A 24,807-nucleotide genomic window follows, 5' to 3' on the forward strand; every position below is an offset into this window, starting at 1 on the left:
GACGGCCGCTTTATTTGGAGGCGATTATGAACAGTTCAAACCATAACTGCAAGTTAAGGACTAACCCTTATTTTCGACCGGAAAGGCCTCGGCAAGCACCCCGCGCAGCTCGTTGATGAACTCCAGCGCGATGACCGAGGGCTCGCGATTGCTGGCATAGACGGCCGAGATATTCAGGGGAATGCGCTCAGCCAGCGGCACGATGACCACGTCCGGCATGGTGTTTTGCATGACGGTGAATTCATCCACGATGGCGATGCCCACCCCGGCGTTGACCAGGGCGCAGGCCAGCTGACTCCAGGGCACGTCGGCACACATGCGGCACGGCAGGCCCGCCTGCTCGAAGGCGCCCAGCACCAGCATGCCAAAGGGCATGCGCGTGCCCACCACGATATGCGGATGCGGCGACAGATCGGCCAGGCTTACCTCGGCACGAGCCGCCAGCGGATGCGCCCTGGGTATGGCGGCCACCATCTTTCCCACGTGCAGGGGCTGGGACGTCAGGAAGGGGTGATCCGCCTGCATCACCACCAACCCCAGCTCGGCCTCGCCCTGCAATACGTCGGTGATCAGCGTGGGCAGCGCCGTCGTGTTCAACCGCAACAGCAGCTCGGGATGGCGCTGCTGGAAGCGCGCCACGGCGCGCGGCACCAGGAACTGGGCCAGGCTGGGAATGGACGCCAGCCGCAACACCCCGGTGCCGTGCTCCGCCAGCGCGTCGGCCAGGTCGTTGACGCGCTGCATCATGCGCTGTGTTTTCTCGATTTCCTCAAACAGGCTCTGCACTTGCGAGGTCGGCCTGAGCTTGCCGCGGACCCGCTCGAAGAGCGTGACACCCATGGCTTTTTCCGTATGCGCCAGCATCCGGCTGACGGCCGGCTGGGAAATGTTCAGCAGCCGGGCGGCGCCGCTGATGGACCCGGCCATGACGATGGCCCACAACATTTCGGTCTGTCGGTAATTCAATTTATTCAAGGCGTGCGCTCCATGCCTATTTGTTATACGCTATCTCGCATGTTGAGCAAACATTGCCCAACATATGGCCTGTGTCCGATGGTCCGCCACGGAACGCGGGGCCGCATACCAAAAACGATAGGAGACCTCCCATGCACGCTAGACCCTGGCTGTCCCGCTTACCGGCGCTGGCCCTTGCCGTCGCCGCCCTGACCCCTGCCCTGGGCGCCGCCCAGACTTCGGACAAGATCCGCGTCGGCATGACGGTATCGTCGACCGGCAGTTTCGCGCTCGCCTCGCAATCGGGCGTGCGCGGCGTCGAACTGTGGGTCGACGACGTCAACCGCCGCGGCGGCATCGAAGTCAAAGGCAAGAAATACCCCGTCGAGCTGGTCAAGCTGGACGACCGCAGCGACAAGCAGATGGTGACCCGCGTTTACGAACGCCTGATTGTCGATGAAAAAGTGGATCTGGTGTTCGCGCCCTTCGGCTCCACGCTGACCGCCGCGGCCGCCACGGTGACCGAGCGCCTGGGCAAGTACCTGATGGTCTGGTCCGCCGCCAGCGACGACCTGTACAAGCAGGGCTTCAAGAACATGGTGTCCGGCACGCAGATGCCGGTGTCGGCGATGCTGCGCGCCAACATGGAGCTGGCCGCCAACCAGGGCGTGAAGAAGGTCGCCATACTGTATTCGGACGAGCCGTTCCCGGCAGGCCTGGCCGAAGGCGGCAAGGAACAGGCCGCCAAGAATGGCATGCAGGTCGTGCTGTTCGAGAAGTACCCCAAGGGTCAGAAGGACTTCAGCACCATTCTGCAGAAGGCCCGCGCGGCCGGCGCCGAGGCGCTGGTGCCGACCTCGTACGAGGGCGACCTGATCAGCATGACGCGCCAGATGAAGCAGCTGGACATCAACTTCCCGTATGTCTTCATGGTCTATGCGTCCACGCCGCAATTCCAGGCCATCGGCGCGGATTCCAACTACATCTACAGCCACACCAACTACCACCCCGCGATCAACTGGAAGGTCAATGCCGGCATGACGCGCGAGCAGTTCGCCGCCGCCTATGACCAGCGCTTCCCCAAGGCCGAGTTCCCGCCCGATTTCCAGACCGCGCTGGCCTATGGCGCGGGCGCGTTGACCGAGGAGATCGTCAAGCAAGCCGGCAGCACCGACGCCGCCGCGCTGAAGAAGGCCTCGCTGGACCTGTCCGGCAAGCTCACCGTCATGGCCGGCCCCTACGCCATCGACGAAACGGGCAAGCAGCTCTTGATGCCCTTCCCCGTGGTGCAGCTGCTGCCGGGCAAGGGCATGGTCCCGGTCTGGCCCGCCGACGTGGCCACGCAAAAGCCGGTATACCCGGCCCCCGACTGGAACAAGCGCTGATCGCGCAGGCAGGAAGGCGGCGCGCGGCAACCCGCGCGCCGCGCTGACATCACCCGAGGAAAACATGTCTGACATTGCATTTGCCACGCTCGGCGAACTTGCGCAGGGCCTGGCCGACGGCCGCTACAGCTCGGTAGAGCTGGCGCGCCACTACCTGGACCGCATCGACCGCGCCAATCCGGCGCTGGGCGCCTACGTCAGCGTCGACCACGCGGGCGCGCTGCGCCTGGCCGAAGCCGCCGACGCGCGCCGCCGCGCGGGCTACGGCCTGCTCGGTCCGCTGGACGGCCTGCCCGTGGCCGTCAAGGATCTGTGCGACATCGAAGGCCAGATCACCACGGCCGGCTCGCAAGCCTGGCGCGAGCGCCGCAGCGCAACCACCGCCACGGCCGTGACCCGCCTGATCGACGCCGGCATGGTGGTGCTGGGCAAGACCCACATGGTGGAGTTCGCCTTTGGCGGCTGGGGCACCAACCCCGTCATGGGCACGCCGCGCAATCCCTGGGATCTGACGCGCGCACGCATTCCCGGCGGCTCCTCCAGCGGTTCCGGCGTGGCCGTGGCTGCGGGCCTGGCGCCGGCCGCGCTGGGCTCGGACACCGGCGGCTCGGTGCGGATTCCCGCTGCATTGAACGGCATCACCGGCCTGAAAACCACGCGTGGCCTCATCAGCCTGTACGGCGCGGTGGCGTTGTCGCACACGCTGGATTCCATCGGCCCGCTCACCCGCGACACCCGCGACTCGCTGCTGCTGACCGAAGCCATGTCCGGTCCGGACCCGCGCGACCCCGTGACGCGGGGCATACCCGCCTACCGCTACCGCGATCCACGCGCGGGCGCGAAGCCGCTGGCCGGCACCCGCATCGCCGTCATGCCGCAGGCGCAGTACCCCATCGCCATCGACGCGGCGGTGCAAGCTGCGCTGGACGACACGCGGCGCGCGCTGGCCGACCTGGGCGCGGAATGCGTGGAAGCCCCCTTCCCCTTCGATTTCCACGACATGATGTTGCGCAACGGCCTGATCATCGCCGCTGAAGCCTACGCCCAGCACCGCGATTACATCGAGGATGACAGCCTGCCGCTGGGCCGCTATGTGCGCGCCCGCGTGCTGGGCGGCAAGCACACCAGCGCCGCCGACTACGTGCTGGCGCTGCAGGCCCATGCGCGCGCCTGCGCGGCCTGGCAGGACTGGATGCGCGACTACGACGCGGTCCTCGCGCCCTGCCTGCCGTTTGCCGCCTGCCCGCTGGAAGACGTGGACGAGGCCGCGACGCCGCTGGCCGCCTTCACCCGCCCCGGCAACTACGTCAACGCCTCCGGCCTGGCCCTGCCCGCGGGCTTTTCCGCTGACGGCATGCCCATCGGCGTGCAGCTGCTGGGCAAGCCCAACGGCGAAGACGCGCTGGGCCGCATCGGCATGGCCTTCCAGGCGGCCACCGACTGGCACCTGCGGCGTCCGGACCTGTCGGCGATCCAGTTGTAAACCCCGCGCCGCAGTTCTCGCGCCAGCAAGGCCGGCCCGTCATGGCCGGCCTTTTTCATGCCCTCAGGCCAGGCTGCAGGCTGGCCGCAGCAGCGCCTCCAACCAATCCGCGAACACCTGCACCCGCCGCGACGGCTGACGCCGCTGCGGATACAGCAAGGTCATCGGCATGGGCGCGGGCCGATGCTCCGGCATGACCTCGACCAATTCCCCCGCGGCGATCTGCGGCTGCACGTCGTAGGCGGGGATCTGGATCAGCCCCAGTCCCGCGATGCAGCTGGCGATATAGGCTTCGGCACTGTTGACCGTGACCCGCCCGCGCAACGGCGCGGTCCGGGACGCACCGCCGTCCAGCCATTCCCAGGGCGCCAGCCGGCCGGTCGACGGCGAGGCGTAGTTCACGCAAGCATGCCCCGCCGCAAGATCGTCCGGCGTGCGCGGCACGCCATGGCGCGACAAATAGGCGGGGCTGGCGACATTGATCAGGCGCAGCATGCCTATGGGCCTGGCCACCAGGCCCGAGTCCGGCAGCACGCCGACCCGCAGCACGCAGTCCACCCCCTCTTCGATCAGGTTTACGGCACGATCCGTCACGCCCAGCGTGACGTCGATCTGCGGATAGGCTTCCAGGAAAGACGGCAACGCCGGCGCCACGATCAGGCGGCCCACGCGTCCGGGCACGTCCACGCGCAGCATGCCGCTAGGGCCCACCGAACTGTGGCGAAACAGGTTTTCGGCCTCTTCCATGTCGGCCACCAGGCGCAGGCAGCGCTCATAGAAAGCCGCGCCCTCCTGCGTGGGCGCCACTTGCCGCGTGGTGCGGTTCAGCAGCCGCGCGCCCAGCCGGCCCTCCAATTCCTGCACGGCGGCGGACACCGTGGAGCGCGGCAGGCCCAGCGTATCCGCCGCACGAGAGAAATTCGCGCACTCGACGACACGGGCGTAAACCCGGAACAGGTCTATGCGGTCCATGGGGCGGTTGGCTCCTGCGAGGGCGGGCCTCACTGTTCGTAATTTCTGGATAGAGATGCCAGAAATAGTAGTTTTATGCGGATTTTGTGGAATATATCATCGTCTGCACTAGGGCTCGCATCCGGCGGCCCGATAGCGGAGAGGACCATGGCAGACCACGGAATCAAAGGCAAAACCGTCATCATCGCGGGCGGTGCGAAAAACCTGGGCGGACTGATCGCGCGCGATCTGGCGCAGCAAGGCGCGCGCGCGGTGGCGGTGCATTACAACAGCGCGGCCACCAAGGCCGATGCGGACGCGACGGTCGCCGCCATCAAGGCGGCGGGCGCGCAGGCCATTGCCTTGCAGGCCGACCTGAGCTCGGCCGGCGCGATGGAAAAGTTGTTCGCCGACGCGGTGGCCGCGGTGGGCCGGCCGGACATTGCGATCAATACCGTCGGCAAAGTGCTGAAGAAGCCCTTCACCGAAATCACGGAAGCGGAATACGACGAGATGGCCGCGGTGAACTCGAAGTCCGCCTTCTTCTTCCTGAAAGAAGCCGGCCGCCACGTCAATGACAACGGCAAGATCTGCACGCTGGTCACATCGCTGCTGGGCGCATTCACGCCCTTCTACGCGGCCTACGCCGGCACCAAGGCGCCGGTGGAGCACTACACCCGCGCCGCCTCCAAGGAGTTCGGCGCGCGCGGCATTTCGGTGACGGCGGTAGGCCCCGGCCCCATGGACACGCCGTTCTTCTATCCGGCGGAAGGCGCCGACGCGGTGGCGTACCATAAGACCGCAGCCGCCTTGTCGCCATTCTCGAAAACCGGGCTTACCGACATCGAGGACGTCGTCCCCTTCATCCGCTTCCTGGTGTCGGACGGCTGGTGGATCACCGGCCAGACGGTGCTGATCAACGGCGGCTACACCACCAAATAGGAGGGGCGCCATGCACGTACTGTTGACTATCGTCGGAGGCCTGCTGCTGCTGGCCGTGTTCGCGCTGTTCGGCAAGCAATGGGGCGGCGACGCCGCCGGCTCGATCGCCGCGGCCAAACTGTTCCTGCCCGCGTGGCTGCTGATGGCTATCGTCAACATGTGGGTCGGCGTCACGCGCGCCGGCTATACGGTACGCGAGGAACTGCCCATCTTGCTGCTGGTGTTCGCGGTGCCCGCCGCGGCGGCCTGGCTGGTCATCGCCTTCCTGCCGCGCGCTTGAAACGCTGGCGTTGACCGCGCCGGCGCTCCATCACGCATCCGCGCGGCCCGACCTCAGGGCTGCGCGGGAGCCGCTGCCGCAGGCGTCGCCTGATTGTCCGCGCGCGCTTGCGCTCCCGCGGCAGGCAGCCCTTCCCAGCCACCGCCCAGGGCCACGATCAGATTGACGCTGGCCGCGAAGCGGTTGCCCAGCAGGCTCAGCGCATTGCGTTCGCTGTTGAGCGCGGTGGCGTCCACCACCGCCACGCTCAGGTAATCGACCAGACCCGCCTTATATTGATTCTGGGTCAGGCGCAGCGATTCGCGCGCCGCTTCGAGCGCACGGCGCTGCACCACCTGCTCGTTCTCCATGACGCGCAACTGGATCAGATAGTCCTCGACCTCGCGCAGTCCGGTCAACGCCGTCTGGCGGTAGGCGGCCGCTTGCGCGTCATAGGACGCACGCGCCTGCTCCACCTGCGCCTCGCGCGCGCCGCCATCGAATATCGTCAGCGCCAGCGCCGGTCCCAGCGACCAGAACCGTGCCGGCGCCGTCAGCAGTTCCGCGAACTGGCCGTTGCGGAAACCGCCATCGGCCGACAGCGTCAGGCTGGGGAACCACGCGGCCTGCGCCACGCCGATCTGCGCATTGGCGGCGGCTGCGCGGCGCTCGGCCGCGGCCACGTCGGGCCGACGTTCCAGCAGTTCGGACGGCAGGCCCACCGGAATCTGCGGCAGTTGCAACGCGAACACCGTGGGCGGCAGACTGAATTGCGACGGCGCCTGGCCCATCAGCACGGCGATGGCATGTTCGAGCTGGCCACGCTGCCAATCGAGGTCGATCGACTGCGCGCGCGTGCTTTCCACCTGCGTGCGCGCCACGGCCACGTCGGCCTGCCCCGCCACGCCCACGGCGTAGCGGTTCTGCGTCAGTTGCAGGGATTTCTCATAAGCCGCCACCGTAGCGTCCAGCAGGCGCTTCTGTTCGTCCAGCACCCGCAATTGCAGATAGGCCTGCACCAGCGCGGCCTGCGCGCTCAGGCGCGTGGCGCCCAGGTCGGCCAGGCTGGCCGCGGCGCTGGCTTCCGAGGATTCCACGCTGCGCCGCACCCGTCCCCACAGATCCACTTCCCAACTGACGTTGCCGGTCAGCGAGTACTGGTTCGAGACGTTGCTGCCGGACGACGACGTCGAGCCGTTCTGCCCGCCGCCGCTGCCCGAGCGCGTCATGCCCGCGCCCGCGCCTACCGTGGGGAAGAAGCCGGCGCGCGCGCCGCGCACCAGGCCCAGCGCCTGCCGGTAGTTGGCCTCGGCCTGGGCCACGGTCTGGTTGGACGCGTTCAGGCGTTCGACCAGGCCGTTCAAGGTCGCGTCGTCATAGACCTGCCACCATGCGCCGCGCTCGGCCTGGTCCAGCGGCCGGGCGGGCTTCCAGCCGTCGACCTGGTCCTGGCCTTCCTTGTAGGCCGTGCCCACGTCCAGCGCCGGGCGCTGGTAATCGGGGCCGACCGCGCAAGCGCCCAGCAGCGCGCACAGCGCGGCCACGGCGATGCTGCGGGGAAGGAACAGGTTCGGAACAGACTTGGCGTTGCGCATCATGTGGGTTCTATGGGAGCGGAGGACCCGTTCCTGGAAGCGCGCTTGCGCGCGGCCCAGAGACGGAAGCGGTCCAGGTAAAGATAGACCACGGGCGTGGTGTACAGCGTGAGGATCTGGCTCAGGACCAGGCCGCCGACGATGGTAATGCCCAGCGGCTGGCGCATCTCGACCCCGGCGCCGGTGGCCAGCACCAGGGGCAGCGCGCCGAAAATGGCGGCCATGGTCGTCATCATGATGGGGCGAAAGCGCGTCAGGCACGCCTGGAAAATCGCATCGCGCGGGCTCATCCCCTGAGTGCGCTCGGCTTCCAGGGCGAAGTCCACCATCATGATGGCGTTCTTCTTGACGATGCCGATCAGCAGGAACACCCCGATCAGCGCGATCAGCGTGAAGTCATAGCGCACCAGCAGCAGCGCCAGCAGCGCGCCCAGACCGGCGGACGGCAAGGTCGACAGGATGGTCAGCGGATGCACGAAGCTCTCGTACAGGATGCCCAGCACGATATACATGGTGACCAGCGCCGCGAGGATCAGCCAGGGCTGCTGCGCCAAGGTCTGCTGCAAGGCTGCGGCGGTGCCCTGGAAGCCAGCCTGGATCTGGTCTGACGGCAGCCCGATGCGCGCCACCGCCGCGTCGATGGCGCTGGTCGCCTGGCCCAATGACACGCCGGGCGCCAGGCTGAACGAGATGGTGTCGGCCACGAACAGCCCCTGGTGCTGCACGCTGAGCGGCGCGTTGGCGTTTTCCAGGCGGGTGAAAGCCGACAGCGGCACGCGCGCGCCCGCCGCGGTGATGACCTCTACCTGCCTGAGCGATTCGATGTCCTGCGCGAACTTCGGGTCCACGCCCAGCACCACGTGGTACTGGTTCAACGGTCCGTACATCACCGACACCTGGCGCTGGCTGAAGGAGTTGTTCAGCACCGTGGAAATGGTGGACATGCTTACGCCCAGGCGGGTCGCGGCCTCGCGGTCAATCACCAGGTTGATCTGGCGGCCCTTGTCCTCGACGTCGGTGTCCACGTCGGTGATCTCGGGAACCTGCGCCATGGCCTGCTGCACCTTGGGCATCCAGGTGCGCAGCAATTGCAGATCGCCCGACATCAGCGTGTAGTCGTACGAACCCTGGCTGGCGCGCCCGCCGATGCGGATGTCCTGCTGCGACACCAGGAACATGCGCGCGCCCGGCATGTTCTGCAGCTTGCCGCGCAGCCGGTTGATGACCACGTCCGCCGAGACCTTGCGCTCTTCCAGGGGCTTTAACTGGATCTGCATGAAGCTGCTGTTGCTGCCGCCGCGTCCGCCCGCGTAACCCGTCATGCTCTGCACCGCCGGATCGGCCAGCACCACCTTGCGCAGCGCCTCCAGCTTGGGCAGCGTGGCCTGGAACGAGGTGCCCTGGTCGACCCGGAAAAAGCCCAGCAGTTGGCCCGTGTCCTGCTGCGGGAAGAAGCCCTTGGGCACCGCGGTGTACAGATAGACGTTCAGGCCCACGGCAACCGCCAGGATCAGCATCATCAGGCGGCTGTGCGTCAGCGCCCAGCGCAGACTGCGGCGATAGCCGTCCAGCATGGACTCAAAGCCGCGCTCCGACCAGCGCGCCAGCCGGCCCGGCGGCTTCTCGTCGGGAGCTTCCTGTCGCAACAGGCGCGCGCACATCATCGGCGTCAAGGTCAGCGACACCACCAGCGACACCATGATGGCGGCCGACAGCGTCACCGCGAACTCGCGGAACAGCCTGCCGACCACGCCGCCCATCAGCAGGATGGGGATGAACACCGCCACCAGCGACAGGCTCATCGACAGCACCGTGAAGCCCACTTCGCGCGAACCGCGCAGCGCCGCGCGCATGGGCGACATGCCCCGCTCCACATGGCGCATGATGTTCTCCAGCACCACGATCGCGTCGTCCACCACGAAGCCGGTCGCCACGATCAGCGCCATCAGCGAAATGGTATTCAGCGTGAAGCCGCAGAGGTACATGATGCAAAAGGTGCCGATCAGCGACACCGGCACCGCCACGCTGGGAATGATGGCCGCGCGCCAGCGCCGCAGGAACAGCAACACCACCAGCACCACCAGGCCCACGGCAATGATCAGCGTCAGCTCGGCCTCGTGCAGCGAGGCCCGGATGCTGGGCGTGCGATCCTGCGCCACCGTCATGTTGACGTCCGCCGGCATCAACGCCTGCAGGATGGGCAGCTGGGCGCGCACCGCATCCACGGTTTCGATGATGTTGGCGTCCGCCTGGCGCCGCACGATCATCAGGATGGCCTTGCGCTCGTTGAAGAAACCGGTCTGGTACAGATCTTCGACCGAGTCTTCCACGCGGGCCACGTCGGAGACGCGCACCGGCGCGCCGTCCTTCCAGGCGACGATCAGCGGCCGGTATTGCTCGGCGCGGCTGAGCTGGTCGCTGACCATGATCTGCCAGTGATAGCGATCGTTCTGCAACACGCCCTTGGGGCGGTTGGCGTTGGCATTGGCCAGCGTGGCGCGCAGCTGGTCCAGCGACACGCCGCGGTTGGCCAGCGCACCCGGCAGCACGGTAACGCGCACCGCCGGCAGCGAACTGCCGCCCACCGTCACCTCGCCCACGCCGTCCACCTGCGACAGCTTCTGCGCCACGATGGTCGAGGCGATGTCGTAAAGCTGGCCCTGGCTGAGCGTGTCGGACGTCAGCGCCAGGGTCATGATGGGCGCCGCGGAGGGATTGGCCTTGTGGTACGTGGGATTGCTGCGCAGGCTGGTCGGCAAGAGCGAGCGCGCCGCGTTGATGGCGGCCTGCACGTCGCGAGCCGCGCCGTTGATGTCGCGCGACAGATCGAACTGCAGCGTGATGCGGGTCGAGCCCTGCGAGCTGCTGGACGTCATCTCGGTCACGCCGGCGATGCTGCCCAGCGAACGCTCCAGCGGCGTGGCCACGCTGGACGCCATGGTTTCCGGACTGGCGCCCGGCAGGCTGGCCGACACCGAAATGGTGGGAATGTCCACTTGCGGCAACGGCGCCACGGGCAAAAGGAAGAACGACAGCAAGCCTGCCAGCACGACCGCCAGACTCAGCAGCGTGGTCGCTACCGGCCGGGCGATGAAGGGTGCCGACAGGATCATGACGCGTCCCCCGCCTGCGCCTGATCCACGCCGCGCCAGCGGCGCGACATGCGGTCGAACATCAGGTAGATGACCGGCGTGGTGAACAGCGTCAACACCTGCGACAGCAGCAGCCCGCCCACCATCACCAGGCCCAGCGGCTGGCGCAGCTCGGCGCCCGTGCCGGTGGACAGCATCAGCGGCAGCGCCCCGAACAGGGCGGCCAGCGTGGTCATCAGGATGGGCCGGAAGCGCAGCAGCGCCGCCTCATGTATGGCCGCGCGCGGGCTCAGGCCGCGCTTGCGCTCCGCGTCCAGCGCGAAGTCGATCATCATGATGGCGTTCTTCTTGACGATGCCGATCAAGAGGATGATGCCGATGATGCCGATCATGTCCAGCTCGGTGCCGCTGATCAGCAAGGCCAGCAGCGCCCCCACGCCGGCCGAAGGCAGCGTCGACAGGATGGTGATGGGGTGGATATAGCTTTCGTACAACACGCCCAGCACGATGTACATCGTCACGATGGCGGCCAGGATCAGCCACAAGGTGCTGGACAGCGAATTCTGGAACGCCAGCGCCGCGCCCTGGAAGCGCGTCTCGACGCCCGTGGGCAAACCGATGTCGGCCTCGGCCGCGATGATGTCCTCCACCGCGCCGGACAAGGAAGCCCCCGGCGCCAGGTTGAAGGACACGGTCACCATGGGGAACTGGTCCAGACGGTTGACGGCCAGTATCGTCTTGCCTTCGCTGATGTGCGCCACCGACGACAGCGGCACCTGCGCGCCAGTCGAGGTAGGTACGTGGATCTGGCCCAGCGAGGCAGGCGTCACCTGGAATTGCGGCTCGACCTCCAGCACCACGCGGTACTGGTTGGATTGCGTGAAGATGGTGGAAATCAGCCGCTGGCCGAAGGCGTTGTAGAGCGCCTCATCGATCACCGCCGCCGTAATGCCCAGCCGCGACGCGGCGTCGCGGTCGATCTCGACCCAGGTCTGCAGGCCGTCGTCCTGCAGGTCGTCGGTCACATCCTTCAGCCCGGGCACCTGGCGCAGGCGGTTCACCAGCTTGGGCGTCCATTCGCTCAGCACCTTCAGGTCGGGATTGGACAGCGTCATCTGGTACTGCGTGCGGCTTACGCGGTCCTCGATGGTCAAGTCCTGCACCGGCTGCATGTAGACGGTCAGGCCGTCCTGCTTGGCCAGGGCCTGCTCCAGGCGCCCCATCACCGTGCGCAGGTCGCCGTTGCGCTCGGCTTGCGGCTTGAGCGCGATCTGCATGCGCCCGGCGCTGAGCGTGGCGTTGCTGCCGTCCACGCCGATGAAGGACGATACGGCCTGCACGTCGGGATCTTCCAGCACCAGGCGCGCGGCCGTGCGCTGGCGCTCGGCCATGGCCGGGAAGGAAATCGACTGCGGCGCCTGCGTGATGGCCTGGATCAGGCCGGTGTCCTGCTGCGGGAAGAAGCCCTTGGGAATCACCAGATACAGCAGCACCGTCAGCGCGAAGGTCGCCAGCGCCACCAGCAGCGTCAGCGGCTGATGCCGCAGCACGACCTGCAACCAGCGGTCGTAGCCGGCAATGACGCGGTCGATGAAGGCGCCGGTGACCTGATGGAAGCGGCCGTGCTTCTGCTCCGACTCGGCGCGCAACAGGCGCGCGCACATCATGGGCGTCAGGGTCAGCGACACCACCAGCGATATCAGGATGGACACGGCCAGCGTGATGGCGAACTCGCGGAACAGCCGCCCCACCACTTCGGTCATGAACAACAGCGGAATCAGCACCGCGATCAGCGAGAAGGTCAGCGAGATCAGCGTGAAGCCGATCTGCGAGGCGCCCTTGAGCGCGGCCTGCAGCGGCGTTTCGCCTTCCTCGATGTGGCGGGCGATGTTCTCGATCATGACGATGGCGTCGTCCACCACGAAGCCGGTGGCGATGGTCAGCGCCATCAGGGTCAGGTTGTTGATGGAGAAACCGGCCAGGTACATGATGCCGAAGGTGCCCACCAGCGACAGCGGCACGACCACGCTGGGGATCAGCGTGGCGGTCAGGCTGCGCAGGAACACGAAGGTCACCATGACCACCAGGGCCACGGCCAGCATCATCTCGAACTGCACGTCGGCCACCGAGTCGCGGATGGTCTGGGTGCGGTCGGACACCACGCTCACGTCCAGGGTCGCCGGCAAGGCGGCGCGCAGCTGGGGCAGCAGCGCCTGGATCCGGTTGACCACGTCGATCACGTTGGCGCCCGGCTGGCGCTGGATATTGAGCAGGATGGCGGGCTTGTCGCCGGCCCAGGCCGCCTGGCGCGTGTCCTCGGCGCCTTCGACGGCGCGCGCCACGTCGGACAAGCGCAGCGGCGCATTGTTCTTGTACGCGATGATCAGGTCGTTGTAGTCGGTGGGCGTCTTGAGCTGATCGTTGGCGTTGATGGTGGTGGAGCGCTGCGGCCCGTCCAGATTGCCCTTGGGCTGATTGACGTTGGCGCCGACGATGGCCGTGCGCAAGTCCGACATCGACAGGCCGTTGGCCGCCAGCGCCTGCGGATTGACCTGCACCCGCACCGCCGGCCGCTGGCCGCCCGCCACGCTGACCAGGCCCACACCCGGGATCTGCGACAGCTTCTGCGCCACCCGTGTATCCACCAGATCGCGCACTTGCGGCAGGGGCATGGTGGGGGAAGTGATCGCCAGCGTCAGCACTGCGGCGTCCGCCGGATTCACCTTGTTATAGGTCGGCGGCACCGGCAGGTCGCTGGGCAGCAGGTTCGAGGCGGCGTTGATCGCCGCCTGCACCTGCTGCTCGGCCACGTCCAGCGGCAGGGTCAGGTTGAACTGCAGGGTGATGACCGAGGCGCCGCCCGAGCTGGTGGACGACATCTGGTTCAGGCCCGGCATCTGTCCGAACTGCCGTTCCAATGGCGAGGTGACCAGCGAGGTCATCACGTCGGGGCTGGCGCCGGGGTACAGCGTCACCACCTGGATCGTCGGATAGTCCACTTCCGGCAGGGCCGAAACGGGCAGCAGCCGGTAGGCGATGAAACCGGCGATCAGGATGGCCACCATCGACAGCGTGGTGGCCACCGGACGCAGAATGAACAGGCGCGACGGACTCACGGCAATTCCTGGCTTACTTCGACGGCGGCGTGGTGCCGGCCGGGGCGCCGGCGCCCAGGTTCTTGTTGGGGGAGGCCGGGACGGTCTCGGCGCCGCCGACCACTTCCACCTTGGCGCCCGCGCGCAGGCGGTCGGTGCCTTCGACCACCACCCGGTCGCCGGGCTGCAGGCCTTCGTTGACGGCCACCATGCCGTTGTTGACCGCGCCCAGCTTCACCTGGCGCACCTGCACGGTATCGTCCGCCTGCACCAGGAACACGAAGGCACCGGCCGAACCCTGCTGGATGGCGGCGGTGGGGATCGCGGTCACGTCCTTGCGCGTCAGCACGTGCAGGCGCACGTTGACGAACTGGTTGGGGAAGAGCGCGTCGTCGGCATTCTCGAAGCGCGCCTTCATCTTCAGCGTGCCGGTAGTCACGTCGATCTGGTTGTCCAGCGTTTCCAGCTGGCCGGTGGCGATGCGCCGGGTGTCGGCGCGGTCATAGGCGTCGACGGTCAGCGTCTTGCCCGCCGCGATCTCGGCGCGCACTTCGGGTAACTGGGTCTCGGGCAGCGTGAACACCACGGAAATCGGCTGGGTCTGGGTAATCACCACCAGGCCGTTGGCATCAGAACTGGACACCAGATTGCCGCGGTCCACCTGGCGCAAACCCAGGCGGCCACTGATCGGCGCGGTGATGCGCGCGTAATCCAGCTGCAGGCGGGCGTTGTCCACATTGGCCTGGTCGCTCTTGACCGTGCCTTCGTACTGGCGCACCAGCGCGGCCTGCGTGTCGACCTGCTGCTTGGCAATCGAGTCCTGCTTGAACAGCGCCTGGTAGCGTTGCAGGTCTCGCCGCGCGTTCTCCAGCTGGGCCTGGTTCTGCATCTGCGTGCCGCGCGCCTGGTCCAGCGCCACCTGGAAGGCCCGCGGGTCCACCTGCGCCAGCAGATCGCCGGCCTTCACTTGCTGGCCTTCCTGGAAAGCCACTTCCACCAGCTCGCCGCTGACCCGGCTGCGCACGGTGACGGTGTTGTAGGCGGTGACCGTGCCCAGCGACTTCAGGTAGATGTCGATGTCCTGCTTGGCGGCGGTGGCGATGCGCACCGGCACCGCGGGGGTCATCATGGCGCCCGCTGGCGGCCGGCCGCCGGGCCGCCCCCCCGGGCCGCCTGCGGCGCCCGGCTTGGCCGCGGGCCGCAGCACCAGCCAGGCTATGCCCGCCACAACGAGCAATACCAGCGCCAGCCCAAGCAGGCGGCGGCGGGTCCAACGGGTGGGCGGAGATACGGGACGGCTATCAGGCATGGAACAGTTCCGGCACAGGCGGAGAAAGCCGTATTGTCTACTAGACCGTCCCGGTTTCCAGTCTCGCCACCCCTAGTTGAAACTGGCCGCAACAAGAATCTGGCACGGAGGCAGGCGGGGACGAAAGCCTGGTGAAACAAGGGGACGGGTCGTGGAAATCATGGCGATGGGCCGGGTCGCCATGGCGGAACCGTGGGAAAACGGTGGCCGCGGCCCGGGGGCTGCCCTGCCGAAAAATCGGGAATAGATACGGCACCGCAGGATGGGTTGCGCGCGTTCGGCATCCGCGTTCTAGCTTAAGAACGCTCGCGCTTCACCCGTCCTACGAACTGCACAGTGTCATCTGGAAGGGCACGTCGCGGGCGACCTGCTGGGGCTTGAATTCGCCGTCCTGGGTGGAAAAACGTATCCAGATCATGTACTTATTGGCGCTGATCTCGGGGAATACGCCCTGGGCGGGGTCCAGCCAGACCCGCAGCAGCTGGAACTGCTTGCCGCCCAGCATCTGCTGGTAGGCGCCCTGCTCGCCCACGATGTCCGACTTGCGGCCGGATTCGCGCAGCAGGCGCAGGGCCAGGGTCAGGCCGTCATACAAAGGAATGAAGGGTGCCACCCAGGCCTGCAGGTCGGCGCAGCGGGCAGCTTCGGATTTGTTCTGCCAGGCAAAGTACGACGGCATGTCGACCTGAGTGGCGCTGCCCGGCACGGAAAGGCGCCCGCGCAGGCTGGTCAGCCATTCGTTTTCGCGCAGGGACTGCCCGGTCTTGCCGGGCGCGGCCAGCGCCGTGGTCACCTTTTCCATTTCGCGCAGCATGGCTTCGAGCGCATCCTGCGCCACGCCCGGATGATCGCGCAACCCGACCAGCGCCATGCGCTGGCGTTCCAGGTCTTGCAGGACCGCGCCTTTCACATCGGTGCGCTCGCAGGCATCGAGCAGGTCGAACAGGGAGGTGACGGCAACCTGGTGCAGGCGCGAGTCCCCCTCGCGGGCAAAGAAGAACAACCTGTCGAACAGGTATTCCAGCCGCAGATAAGCGCGGATGCGCTCATTGAAGGGGTATTCGTAAACGATCACGCTTCTTTACAGGCCCATCTGTGTTTGGCCGGCGGGGCCAATGTTATTCAGGGGTGCCGGCCTTGCCGGTCCGTCGTGCTCGCCAGCGCCAGCCAGCGGTCATGCAGGGTCTTCGCCTGCGCGCGCAGTTGTTCCGGCGTAGTGCCTGCGTCATTGACGATGACGTCGTCGGCGACTTCCAGACGGCTTGCCCGCGCAGCCTGTGCCGCCATGATACGCCGTATGGCTGGCTCCGTCAGCCCGCTGCGCTGCCGCACCCGCGCCACCTGCGTTTCCGGGTCGCAGTCCACCACGCAGATGCGGTCCAGGCGCGCGCGCCAACGCGGCAACGACTCCACCAGCAGCGGCACCACGAAAACCAGATAGGCGCCGGTCGCAGCCGCAGCCTGACGCTCGGTCTCCTGCCCGATGGCGGGATGCAGCACGGCCTCCAGCCGCAAGCGCACCTGCGGATCCGAGAACGCCTGGTCCCGCATCCACGCGCGGTCCAGCGCCCCGTCCGGCGTCAATGCGCGCGGGCCGAATTCGCGTTCTATGGCAGGCATGGCTGCACCGCCCGCGGCGGTCAGCTCGCGCGCGATCTCGTCGGTATCGACCAGCGTGGCGCCCCACTCTGCGAGCATGTCCGCCACCCGGGTCTTGCCCGACCCGATGCCGCCCGTCAGACCTATCTTCAACATACCGCCCATCCCATGGAGGACATGAACCGCCCTATTGCAAAAACTGCCCCAAGCCCTGCTCGCCGCCCAGCAACAGCGTCACGACGCCCGCCAGCGCCAGATAGGGACCAAAGGGCAACGGCTGCCCGCGGCTGGCGCGGCCGCTCAAGGTCAGCGCGCCGCCGATCAGCACGCCCAGCAACGATGCGCTCAGCAGCAGCGTCGGCAGGGCTTCCACGCCGAACCATGCGCCCAGCGCGGCGAGCAGCTTGAAGTCACCATAGCCCATGCCCTCGCGCCCCGTCAGCAGGCGAAACACATGAAAGATAACCCACAGAAAGACGTAGCCCGCCACCGCCCCTACCACCGCCATCTGCAGGCTGGCATAAGCGTCGAACAGATTGACCAGCAGCCCGGCCCAGAGCAGCGGCTGGGTCAATGCGTCGGGCAACAGCGTGGACTCGAAATCGATCCAGGCCAGCGCCACCAGCATGGCCGACAAGCCCATGGCGGACAGCGCCAGCGGCGTGGCGCCGAAACGCCAGGCGCATGCGGCGAACAGCGCGCAGGTCAGCAGTTCGATGGCCGGGTAGCGCCAGCCTATGGCCGCGCCGCAAGCGCCGCAGCGGCCCCGCAGCAGCAGCCAACCCAGGAGCGGCAGCCGCCGCCAGCCGGTCACGGCGGTGTCGCAGGCGGGACAGTGCGAGGCCGGCGACCACAAGCCATAGCGGCCCGCCGCCGACGGCTTGCCCGAGGCTTCCTGGCAGTGCGCTTGCCATTCCTGCTCCATCATGCGCGGCAGCCGGTGGGTCAGCACCGTCAGCCAGTTGCCCACGAACAAACCCGCCAGCGCCGCCAGGCCAATGAAGGCGCCCAAAGGCAGATCAAAGACATGCCGCATCGCCGTCATCCGATCGCGCGGCACCGGGCCGCAGCGGCGCCGCGCCAGGAGCTGGCGACAGTGCGCGGGGCAAGCTGGCGGCGGCCGTGTCGTAAATAGTGCATAAAGTGTTGAGGATGCCCAAGTGCGGCTAAGGGGAACGTATCGAATCTTCGCATAAGTGCGTAAAATCGGAGACAGACTCACCACACGGATAAGCTGCCATGACCGCGCGCGTAGAAATCGGTACCCGCTCCCGCAAACTCAGCGTCATGGGGTTGCTGCTCGCAGGCACCGTGCTGGGCGCAGCCGGCTGTGCCCAACAGAAAACCGAAGGCTATTACGACCCGCCCGCCGAAAGCACCGTGACCGACGCCCAGTACCAGGGGTCGGGCGCGGGATACCGCAGCATCATCCGCGCCCCGTCGCAAGTGCAGATCGCCCTCAAGCCGGACGCTCCCCGCAAGAATCAGAATCAAGCCGCACAGGCTGCAGGCGGCCAGACCACGGAAGACGGCCAGGCCGTTCCGGCGGAAACCGAACACACGGCAACGACGGCATCGGCCGCGAGCGCTCCCGTCGCCGCAAACCCGGCCGCGCCCAGCGCAGCCGTGCATAGCCTGGTGCCGCAACCGCAAACCTACATGGGCACCCTGCCTTGCTTCTCGCCCGCCATGCAGTGCACCGCGCAGCGCGTGACGCTGACACTGGCGCCCAATGGCCGTTGGCGCGGCCGCGTGGCCTACCTGGAAAACGATCCCAAGAAAGGCCCGCCGGTCACCGAGCAAGGCTGCTGGGACGCCACCGAAGAACGCCCGCCGCGCGTCATCCTGATGGACAGCCAGGGCAACGGCCGCGCGGAATTCGTTGTTGCAGCCAACAACGTGCTGCGCGTGCGTTCCATCGATGGCCAGACGCCCAACCTGAACTACAACCTGACCCGCCAGCCGGATTTGGACCCGATCGACGAACTGGCCAAGGCGGCAGCGCCCAAGTGCCCTTGAAGACCGGCGGCGGCTGAATACGCCGCCACGCAGCCTCTACCCCCAGGCCCGACGGACATCTCGTTCGCCGGGCCTGGTGCTTTTGGGCTACCCGGCATCGGGATCCGGATCTACGCCGGAATCGGCACGCAGTGACGCGGGACTCGCCAGACATCGGTGATACTCCGGCCCTGGCGGCTCATGCAGCGTGTAGCTCGGACTGTCGATGAGCTTCCGAGGCATCGGAATCAGTGCATGCGCGCGGTCCGGTCCGGCCGCGCCAGGCACGGGCGAGGCGCCGGAACGTCCGTGTTCGCAAAGCCGGCAGGCCAGTTGCATGGCATTGCGGACTTGCAGCTTGGTGAAAATGCGGGAACGATGGGCTTCTACGGTGCGCAACGAAATGCCCAGGTCTATGGCGATGACCTTGTTGGGACGGCCGGCGGCCACGTAGGTGACGATTTGCCGTTCGCGCGGCGTGAGAGAGGAAAGAACGGTTTCCAGGTCGGGACGGGGAGCTTGCATGGGGCGGCTCGCTTGCAATGTAGGATTGCGCCGAGTCTGATCCGCCGCCCGTCACGACGTAAGCTGGTAATTCTTTCAGGGGTGGACATGAACGCCACCCCTGGGGCCCTGCCGCGTCAGGCCGTGTAGGCCAGCTCCAGATTGTCGATCAGGCGGGTCGTGCCCAGCTTGGCCGCCGCCAGCGCCACCAACGGTTCGCCGGCCTGCAGGTCGGCGGCGTCGGGACGCTTGAGATCGCGCTGGCGGCGCAGGGCCACGTAGTCCACCTGCCAGCCGCGCCGGGTCAGGGTCTCGACGGCTTCGCGCTCCAGCGCGGCGGCATCGCGTTCGCCCTGGGCCAGACGCTCGTTGGCGTGCCGCAGCGCGGCATACAACGCAGGCGCCTCGGCGCGATCGGCGTCGCTGAGGTAACGGTTGCGGGAGGACAAGGCCAGGCCGTCGTCGGCGCGCACGGTCTCGTGGGCCAGCACTTCGACGGGCAGCTGGAACTGGCGGCACATATTGCGCACCACCATCAGCTGCTGGTAATCCTTCTTGCCAAACACCGCCACCCGCGGCTGCACGCAGGAAAACAGCTTCAGCACCACGGTGCTGACGCCTTCGAAGAAGCCCGGGCGGAATTCGCCTTCCAGGATGTCGCCCAGATCGTCGGGAGGCTGGACGCGGAAGTTCTGCGGCTCGGGATACATCTCGCGCTCGTTCGGCGCGAACAGCACGTACACGTCGCGCTCGCGCTCGAGCTTCTCGATGTCGGCGGCGAGCGTGCGGGGATATTGGTCGAAGTCTTCGTTGGGGCCGAACTGCAGGCGGTTCACGAAGATGCTGGCCACCACCGGGTCGCCATGCTGGCGCGCCAGCTTCATCAGGGACAGATGGCCTTCGTGCAGATTGCCCATGGTGGGCACGAACGACACGCGATTCTGGCCGCGCAGGTGATCGCGCAATTCCTGGATGGTGTGTACGACTTTCAAGGAGTTTCTCCGGGGTTGGGGGCAGCCCGGTCAGGATCAGGCCGCGACCGCCGCCACGCTGGTGTAGGCCAGGCGCACATAGATGGGAGCATAGGGCTCGGCCTGCGTAATTTCCAGCAAGGACTCGCGCGCCAGTTCCAGCATGGCGATGAAATGCACGACGACCACCGCCGCGGGCGCGCCTTCGCGCACGCGTTCCATGAACAGGTCGCCGAATTCCATGAAACGCACGTCGTTCAGGCGCCGCAGGATGTGCGTCATGTGATCGCGCACGGACAGCTGTTCGCGCGTGATGTGATGGTGCTGGTTCAGCTTGGCCCGCTTCATGATGTCGGCCCAGGCCGCGCGCAGGTCGTCCACGCTGACCTCGGGCAGCATGCGCTCCACGCTCAGGTCGGCCACCGCCTGGCTGCTGACGAAGTCGCGGCCCAGCTGCGGCATCGCGTCCAGCTTCTGGGCGGCCAGCTTCATCTGCTCGTATTCGAGCAGGCGGCGCACGAGTTCGGCGCGCGGATCTTCCGGCTCTTCACCGGTGTCGGTCTTCTTGACCGGCAGCAGCATGCGCGACTTGATCTCGATGAGCATCGCCGCCATCAGCAGGTACTCGGCGGCCAGCTCCAGATTGTGGATGCGGATCTGCTCCACATACGACAGATACTGCCGCGTGACATCCGCCATGGGGATGTCCAGCACGTTGAAGTTCTGTTTGCGGATCAGGTAGAGCAGCAGGTCCAGCGGCCCTTCAAACGCTTCCAGGAACACTTCCAGCGCATCCGGCGGGATGTACAGGTCCGTGGGCATCTGGAACAGCGGCTCGCCATACAGGCGCGCGAACGCCACGCTGTCGATCGTGTCAGGGGTGCTGTCGACGGGCGGTTCCACTAGCGCGGCCAGGGCGTCGCCCGGGACGGAAGCGTTTTGGGCCATGATTGCCGCAATGGGCTCAGTCGGCTTGGTAGACGTACGGCTTTTGCGGCACACGGGCCGCGCGGAAGCCTTCCAGCAGCTCCGAGTCCTGCGGTTTGTCCCAAAGGCGGGCGCGGCCCTCGCGCTGGCGCTCTTCGGTGCCAGGATGCGATTTCTTGTAGTCCTTCAGGAAAAGGGTGATCTCGGATTCGTAGTTGGTCGCCATGGCACCAATTTCAATGGGTTTCGGATGTTGGGAGTTTACTTCACGGCGGCCGACCCCCCGGCGTTACAATCTCGCGGCACCCATCGCCCCCGCCCGCCATGTCCGCAGAAACCGCAGCAGCAGCCCGTCCCGCTCCTCTTTCCAATGAGCAAGCCGCGCGCGCGGCGCGCATGATTCCCTTCATCGTAGGCTGTGCGCTGTTCATGCAGATGCTGGACGCCACCGTGGTGGCCACCGCCCTGCCAGCCATGGCCCACGCCCTGGGGTCGACCCCGGTGCGGCTGAACGTGGCCATCACCTCCTACCTGCTGTCGGTGGCGGTATTCGTGCCCGTCAGCGGCTGGGCGGCCGACCGCTACGGCGCGCGGCGGGTGTTCGTGGCGGCGATCGGCCTGTTCACGCTCAGCTCGGTGGCCTGTGCGCTGTCCCAGGATCTGCCGCAACTGGTTCTGGCCCGCATCGTCCAGGGGATGGCGGGCGCAATGATGGTGCCAGTGGGACGCATCATCCTGCTGCGCACCGTGCCCAAGCAGGACTTGCTGAAGGCCATGTCCTTCCTTTCCATTCCGGCCCTGCTGGGCCCCGTGATCGGACCGCCGCTGGGCGGCTTCATGGTCACCTATATGTCCTGGCACTGGATCTTCCTGATCAATATCCCTATCGGCGTCCTGGGAATTTTCCTGGTGCTGCGCTACGTCGCGGAGATCCGCGAGGAAACCGCCCCGCGCCTGGACTGGCCGGGCTTCCTGCTCAGCTCAATCTGCCTGGCGGCCCTGGTCAGCGGTTTCGAGGCCATCGGCCGCGACGTCATGCCGCTGTCCATGCTGCTGGGGCTGATCGCGGTGGGCACGGTCTGCGGCCTGCTCTACGGCTGGCACGCCAAGCGCACCGAGCACCCGATCATCGACCTCTCGCTGATGCGGATCCCCACCTTCGCCATCTCCACGCTGGGCGGCAATCTGTGCCGCTTCGCCGTGGGCGCCACCCCCTTCCTGCTGGCCATGCTGCTGCAGGTGGGCTTTGGCCTGACGCCGTTCGCGGCCGGCCTGATCACTTTCGCCAGCGCCGCGGGCGCACTGCTGATGAAGTTCGTGGCCACCCCGATCGTGAAGCACTTCGGCTTTCGCCGGGTCCTGACCGTGAACGCCGTGCTGGCGGGTGCGTTCATCGTGGTCTGCGGCGCCTTCACGCCCGCCACGCCGGTGTGGCTGATGATCGCGGTCCTGCTGGTCGGAGGCTTTTTCCGTTCGCTACAGTTCACCGGGGTAAATACGCTAACCTATGCCGACATCCCCCCGTCCAAGATGAGCCGCGCCAGCAGTTTCGCCGCGATGGCGCAGCAACTGGGCATCAGCCTGGGCGTGGGCGTGGCCGCGGTGACGCTGAACATCAGCATGTCCTTGCGCGGCGCGGAAACGCTGGCGATCCGCGATGTCGTCGCGGGCTTTATCGTCGTCGGCTTGCTGTGCATGGCTTCGACCTTCTCCTTTAGACGCCTCGACCCTCTGGCCGGGGCACACCTGAACGGCGCTAAACAAAGTGACGACGAATGAATTTGTCCTAGCCCTGGACCAGGGCACGACCAGCTCCCGCGCAATCGTGTTCGACCGTGAGGGCGTGGTGCGCGGCGTGGGCCAGCGCGAATTCCGCCAGCACTACCCGCGGCCGGGCTGGGTCGAGCACGACGCCAGCGAGATCTGGCACAGCCAGCTGGACGTGGCGCGCGAAGCCCTGCGCAATGCCGCCGCGACCGCCGCCGACATCGCCGCCATCGGCATCACCAATCAGCGCGAAACCACCCTGATCTGGGAACGCGCCACCGGCCGCCCGCTGGCGCGCGCCATCGTCTGGCAGGACCGCCGCACGGCGCCGCTATGCGACCAGCTGCGCCAGGACGGCCACGCCGCTTTCCTGCAATCGCGCACCGGCCTGGTGCTGGACGCCTATTTCTCCGGCACCAAGCTCGCCTGGCTGCTGGACCACGTGCCGGGCGCGCGCCAGATGGCCGACCGCGGCGAACTGGCCTTCGGCACGGTGGACACCTGGCTGATCTGGCAACTGACCGGCGGCGCGGTGCACAGCACCGACCCGAGCAACGCCTCGCGCACCATGCTGTTCGACCTGCACACGCAGGACTGGAACGACGAGATCCTGGCGCTGCTGAAGATCCCGCGCAGCGTGCTGCCCAACATTGCGCCCAGCAGCGCGGTGGTGGGCGACGCCCTGCCAGAGTGGCTGGGCGGCTCCATCCCGATCGCCGGCAACGCCGGCGACCAGCAGGCGGCCACCTTCGGCCAGGCCTGCTTTACGCCGGGCATGGCCAAGAACACCTACGGCACCGGCTGCTTCATGCTGATGAACGTAGGCGAAAAACCGGTGCAATCCCACAACAATCTGCTGTCCACGGTGGGCTGGGGCCTGCCGCAAGCCGGCAACAGCGGCTGGCGTCCGACCTACATGCTGGAAGGCGGCGTGTTCGTGGCCGGCGCCGCGGTGCAATGGTTGCGCGACGGCCTGGGCATCATCCAGCGTTCGGAAGAAATCGAATCCCTGGCCGCCAGCGTGGCCGACACCGACGACGTCTTCATGGTCCCGGCCTTCGCCGGCCTGGGCGCGCCGCACTGGGATCCCTATGCGCGCGGCACGCTGGTGGGCCTGACCCGCGGCACCACCCGCGCCCACATCGCCCGCGCCACGCTGGAATCCATCGCGCTGCAAAGCGCCGAACTGCTGACCTGCATGAACGGCGACAGCGGCATCGCGCTGACCGAGCTGCGCGTGGACGGCGGCGCCGCCCGCAACGACCTGCTGATGCAGATGCAGGCAGATTTGCTGGGCGTCCCGGTGGTCCGTCCGCGCGTGTCGGAATCGACGGCGCTGGGGGCTGCGGGGTTGGCAGGGCTGGCGGTCGGGTTCTGGTCGGGGCTGGATGAATTCGCGTCGAAGTGGCAGGCGGAGCGGACGTTCGAACCGACCTGGCCGGAGTCCGTGCGGGCGGCGCGGATGAAGCGGTGGCGGCAGGCGGTGGAGTTGTCGAAGGGGTGGGCGGATAGCGCTGGGAAGTAGGCGGGCTTTGTAGCTTTCTGGTTTTGAGTGCGCCCGAGGCTTCTCGTTGGCAGGGTTTCGGGGTGCCGGTCCTGTGCTTCGTCGGCCGCTCTGCTTCGTAGGCCGCTCTGCTTCGTAGGCCGCTCTGCTTCGTAGGCCGCTCTGCTTCGTAGGCCGCCCGTCGGCGCGGACGCCTGAGTGGCGGGCGCCCGCACCGACGGGCTACTTGAATCTTGGCTTGGTGCACCGCTGGAGCCGTGGTCGGGGACGAATCCTGAGCTGCCCGTCATTCTCGGCCGCGCGGGCGGCCAAGAATGACATACGTGATTCCTTGAATTTCAATTGTGTTCGCTTGCGCGCATGCGGCGAGTGGTTTGCTAATGGTCGCCATATCATTGGGGGATGGGCGGTGATGGGTGGCGCGCGGTGACGAACTGCTTGCGCATGCCGACCGTCACGCGCGCCACCCATC

Annotated in this window: 20 protein-coding genes; 7 read left to right on the top strand and 13 right to left on the bottom strand. The window is 67.1% G+C overall.

Translation table 11 applies throughout. The annotated features are described in order from the left end of the window. Positions 1 to 60: 60 nt before the first annotated feature. On the bottom strand, positions 61 to 945 hold the full coding sequence (locus ACM1PE_RS26060) for a LysR family transcriptional regulator (protein WP_419343860.1): 885 nt from the start codon (positions 943 to 945) through the stop codon (positions 61 to 63). Positions 946 to 1,106: 161 nt separating this feature from the next. Here ACM1PE_RS26060 and ACM1PE_RS26065 point away from each other — a divergent pair, with 161 nt between their 5' ends. After that, the gene (locus ACM1PE_RS26065) at positions 1,107 to 2,339 is read left to right on the top strand and encodes an amino acid ABC transporter substrate-binding protein (RefSeq protein ID WP_088138198.1); all 1,233 of its coding nucleotides are present in this window, start codon (positions 1,107 to 1,109) and stop codon (positions 2,337 to 2,339) included. A 64-nt stretch (positions 2,340 to 2,403) separates the two neighbouring features. Continuing rightward, a complete protein-coding gene (locus ACM1PE_RS26070) occupies positions 2,404 to 3,822 on the top strand; it encodes an amidase (RefSeq protein WP_419341431.1) in 1,419 nt (472 codons plus the stop codon). A gap of 63 nt (positions 3,823 to 3,885) precedes the next feature. Here the strand turns inward: ACM1PE_RS26070 and ACM1PE_RS26075 are convergent, their stop codons facing one another. Beyond that, entirely contained in the window at positions 3,886 to 4,794 is a 909-nt protein-coding gene (locus ACM1PE_RS26075; RefSeq protein WP_419341432.1) for a LysR substrate-binding domain-containing protein, read from the bottom strand. A gap of 147 nt (positions 4,795 to 4,941) precedes the next feature. On the opposite strand from ACM1PE_RS26075, the gene ACM1PE_RS26080 reads away from it, so the two are divergent. Then, a complete protein-coding gene (locus tag ACM1PE_RS26080; protein ID WP_419341433.1) occupies positions 4,942 to 5,715 on the top strand; it encodes an SDR family oxidoreductase in 774 nt (257 codons plus the stop codon). Between the two features lie 10 nt (positions 5,716 to 5,725). Further along, entirely contained in the window at positions 5,726 to 5,995 is a 270-nt protein-coding gene (locus tag ACM1PE_RS26085) for a hypothetical protein (protein ID WP_088138194.1), read from the top strand. 53 nt (positions 5,996 to 6,048) lie between these two features. Here the strand turns inward: ACM1PE_RS26085 and ACM1PE_RS26090 are convergent, their stop codons facing one another. The 7 genes from ACM1PE_RS26090 to ACM1PE_RS26120 form a co-directional block, all read right to left on the bottom strand. After that, entirely contained in the window at positions 6,049 to 7,572 is a 1,524-nt protein-coding gene (locus tag ACM1PE_RS26090; RefSeq protein ID WP_059374005.1) for an efflux transporter outer membrane subunit, read from the bottom strand. Continuing rightward, positions 7,569 to 10,682 carry a multidrug efflux RND transporter permease subunit gene (locus tag ACM1PE_RS26095; protein WP_059374006.1) on the bottom strand — a complete coding sequence of 1,038 codons (3,114 nt, stop codon included), beginning with the start codon at positions 10,680 to 10,682 and terminating at the stop codon, positions 7,569 to 7,571. The genes ACM1PE_RS26090 and ACM1PE_RS26095 overlap by 4 nt, the downstream gene beginning before the upstream one ends. Further along, entirely contained in the window at positions 10,679 to 13,777 is a 3,099-nt protein-coding gene (locus tag ACM1PE_RS26100) for an MdtB/MuxB family multidrug efflux RND transporter permease subunit (RefSeq protein WP_059374007.1), read from the bottom strand. The genes ACM1PE_RS26095 and ACM1PE_RS26100 overlap by 4 nt, the downstream gene beginning before the upstream one ends. 13 nt (positions 13,778 to 13,790) lie before the next feature. Next, complete coding sequence (locus tag ACM1PE_RS26105; RefSeq protein ID WP_306635125.1) at positions 13,791 to 15,065, bottom strand: MdtA/MuxA family multidrug efflux RND transporter periplasmic adaptor subunit; 1,275 nt, start codon at positions 15,063 to 15,065, stop codon at positions 13,791 to 13,793. Between the two features lie 322 nt (positions 15,066 to 15,387). Then, positions 15,388 to 16,140, bottom strand: a complete 753-nt coding sequence (gene zapD, locus ACM1PE_RS26110) for a cell division protein ZapD (RefSeq protein ID WP_059374009.1) — start codon at positions 16,138 to 16,140, stop codon at positions 15,388 to 15,390. 47 nt (positions 16,141 to 16,187) lie between these two features. Beyond that, positions 16,188 to 16,820: a dephospho-CoA kinase gene (coaE, locus tag ACM1PE_RS26115; protein ID WP_419341436.1), complete on the bottom strand. Its 633-nt coding sequence runs from the start codon at positions 16,818 to 16,820 to the stop codon at positions 16,188 to 16,190. A gap of 31 nt (positions 16,821 to 16,851) precedes the next feature. Then, the gene (locus tag ACM1PE_RS26120) at positions 16,852 to 17,700 is read right to left on the bottom strand and encodes a prepilin peptidase (RefSeq protein WP_419341438.1); all 849 of its coding nucleotides are present in this window, start codon (positions 17,698 to 17,700) and stop codon (positions 16,852 to 16,854) included. A gap of 203 nt (positions 17,701 to 17,903) precedes the next feature. Here ACM1PE_RS26120 and ACM1PE_RS26125 point away from each other — a divergent pair, with 203 nt between their 5' ends. Continuing rightward, positions 17,904 to 18,683 carry a copper resistance protein NlpE N-terminal domain-containing protein gene (locus ACM1PE_RS26125; RefSeq protein ID WP_059374011.1) on the top strand — a complete coding sequence of 260 codons (780 nt, stop codon included), beginning with the start codon at positions 17,904 to 17,906 and terminating at the stop codon, positions 18,681 to 18,683. Between the two features lie 87 nt (positions 18,684 to 18,770). Here ACM1PE_RS26125 and ACM1PE_RS26130 read toward each other — a convergent pair whose 3' ends face one another. The 4 genes from ACM1PE_RS26130 to ACM1PE_RS26145 all read right to left on the bottom strand — a co-directional run bounded on the left by ACM1PE_RS26130 (position 18,771) and on the right by ACM1PE_RS26145 (position 21,290). Beyond that, positions 18,771 to 19,187 (bottom strand): response regulator transcription factor, encoded by a 417-nt coding sequence (locus tag ACM1PE_RS26130; protein WP_419341440.1) that lies wholly within the window; start codon positions 19,185 to 19,187, stop codon positions 18,771 to 18,773. Positions 19,188 to 19,303: 116 nt separating this feature from the next. After that, positions 19,304 to 20,158 carry a pantoate--beta-alanine ligase gene (gene panC, locus ACM1PE_RS26135; RefSeq protein ID WP_118935156.1) on the bottom strand — a complete coding sequence of 285 codons (855 nt, stop codon included), beginning with the start codon at positions 20,156 to 20,158 and terminating at the stop codon, positions 19,304 to 19,306. A 36-nt stretch (positions 20,159 to 20,194) separates the two neighbouring features. Continuing rightward, on the bottom strand, positions 20,195 to 21,085 hold the full coding sequence (locus tag ACM1PE_RS26140) for a segregation and condensation protein A (protein WP_059374014.1): 891 nt from the start codon (positions 21,083 to 21,085) through the stop codon (positions 20,195 to 20,197). 16 nt (positions 21,086 to 21,101) lie between these two features. Then, entirely contained in the window at positions 21,102 to 21,290 is a 189-nt protein-coding gene (locus ACM1PE_RS26145; protein WP_042796240.1) for a DUF3460 family protein, read from the bottom strand. A gap of 98 nt (positions 21,291 to 21,388) precedes the next feature. On the opposite strand from ACM1PE_RS26145, the gene ACM1PE_RS26150 reads away from it, so the two are divergent. Both ACM1PE_RS26150 and glpK read left to right on the top strand, forming a co-directional pair. Then, complete coding sequence (locus ACM1PE_RS26150) at positions 21,389 to 22,843, top strand: DHA2 family efflux MFS transporter permease subunit (protein WP_419341444.1); 1,455 nt, start codon at positions 21,389 to 21,391, stop codon at positions 22,841 to 22,843. After that, positions 22,830 to 24,356, top strand: coding sequence for a glycerol kinase GlpK (gene glpK / locus ACM1PE_RS26155; protein ID WP_059374016.1), 1,527 nt, complete (start codon positions 22,830 to 22,832; stop codon positions 24,354 to 24,356). The genes ACM1PE_RS26150 and glpK overlap by 14 nt, the downstream gene beginning before the upstream one ends. The last annotated feature ends 451 nt before the right edge of the window (positions 24,357 to 24,807 follow it).

The organism is Achromobacter sp. PD1 (genome assembly GCF_048541815.1).
GTDB lineage: Bacteria > Pseudomonadota > Gammaproteobacteria > Burkholderiales > Burkholderiaceae_B > Achromobacter > Achromobacter bronchisepticus_A.

Bases quoted from the DNA above. Each gene is read 5' to 3' on its own strand.
- ACM1PE_RS26065 (WP_088138198.1), top strand. From the start codon at position 1,107: ATGCACGCTAGACCCTGGCTGTCCCGCTTACCGGCGCTGGCCCTTGCC.
- ACM1PE_RS26075 (WP_419341432.1), bottom strand. From the start codon at position 4,794: ATGGACCGCATAGACCTGTTCCGGGTTTACGCCCGTGTCGTCGAGTGC.
- ACM1PE_RS26085 (WP_088138194.1), top strand. From the start codon at position 5,726: ATGCACGTACTGTTGACTATCGTCGGAGGCCTGCTGCTGCTGGCCGTG.
- ACM1PE_RS26080 (WP_419341433.1), top strand. From the start codon at position 4,942: ATGGCAGACCACGGAATCAAAGGCAAAACCGTCATCATCGCGGGCGGT.
- ACM1PE_RS26150 (WP_419341444.1), top strand. From the start codon at position 21,389: ATGTCCGCAGAAACCGCAGCAGCAGCCCGTCCCGCTCCTCTTTCCAAT.
- ACM1PE_RS26140 (WP_059374014.1), bottom strand. From the start codon at position 21,085: ATGGCCCAAAACGCTTCCGTCCCGGGCGACGCCCTGGCCGCGCTAGTG.
- ACM1PE_RS26125 (WP_059374011.1), top strand. From the start codon at position 17,904: ATGACCGCGCGCGTAGAAATCGGTACCCGCTCCCGCAAACTCAGCGTC.
- ACM1PE_RS26105 (WP_306635125.1), bottom strand. From the start codon at position 15,065: ATGCCTGATAGCCGTCCCGTATCTCCGCCCACCCGTTGGACCCGCCGC.
- ACM1PE_RS26120 (WP_419341438.1), bottom strand. From the start codon at position 17,700: ATGCGGCATGTCTTTGATCTGCCTTTGGGCGCCTTCATTGGCCTGGCG.
- ACM1PE_RS26130 (WP_419341440.1), bottom strand. From the start codon at position 19,187: ATGCAAGCTCCCCGTCCCGACCTGGAAACCGTTCTTTCCTCTCTCACG.
- ACM1PE_RS26145 (WP_042796240.1), bottom strand. From the start codon at position 21,290: ATGGCGACCAACTACGAATCCGAGATCACCCTTTTCCTGAAGGACTAC.
- ACM1PE_RS26070 (WP_419341431.1), top strand. From the start codon at position 2,404: ATGTCTGACATTGCATTTGCCACGCTCGGCGAACTTGCGCAGGGCCTG.
- ACM1PE_RS26095 (WP_059374006.1), bottom strand. From the start codon at position 10,682: ATGATCCTGTCGGCACCCTTCATCGCCCGGCCGGTAGCGACCACGCTG.
- ACM1PE_RS26060 (WP_419343860.1), bottom strand. From the start codon at position 945: ATGTTGTGGGCCATCGTCATGGCCGGGTCCATCAGCGGCGCCGCCCGG.
- ACM1PE_RS26090 (WP_059374005.1), bottom strand. From the start codon at position 7,572: ATGATGCGCAACGCCAAGTCTGTTCCGAACCTGTTCCTTCCCCGCAGC.
- coaE (WP_419341436.1), bottom strand. From the start codon at position 16,820: ATGTTGAAGATAGGTCTGACGGGCGGCATCGGGTCGGGCAAGACCCGG.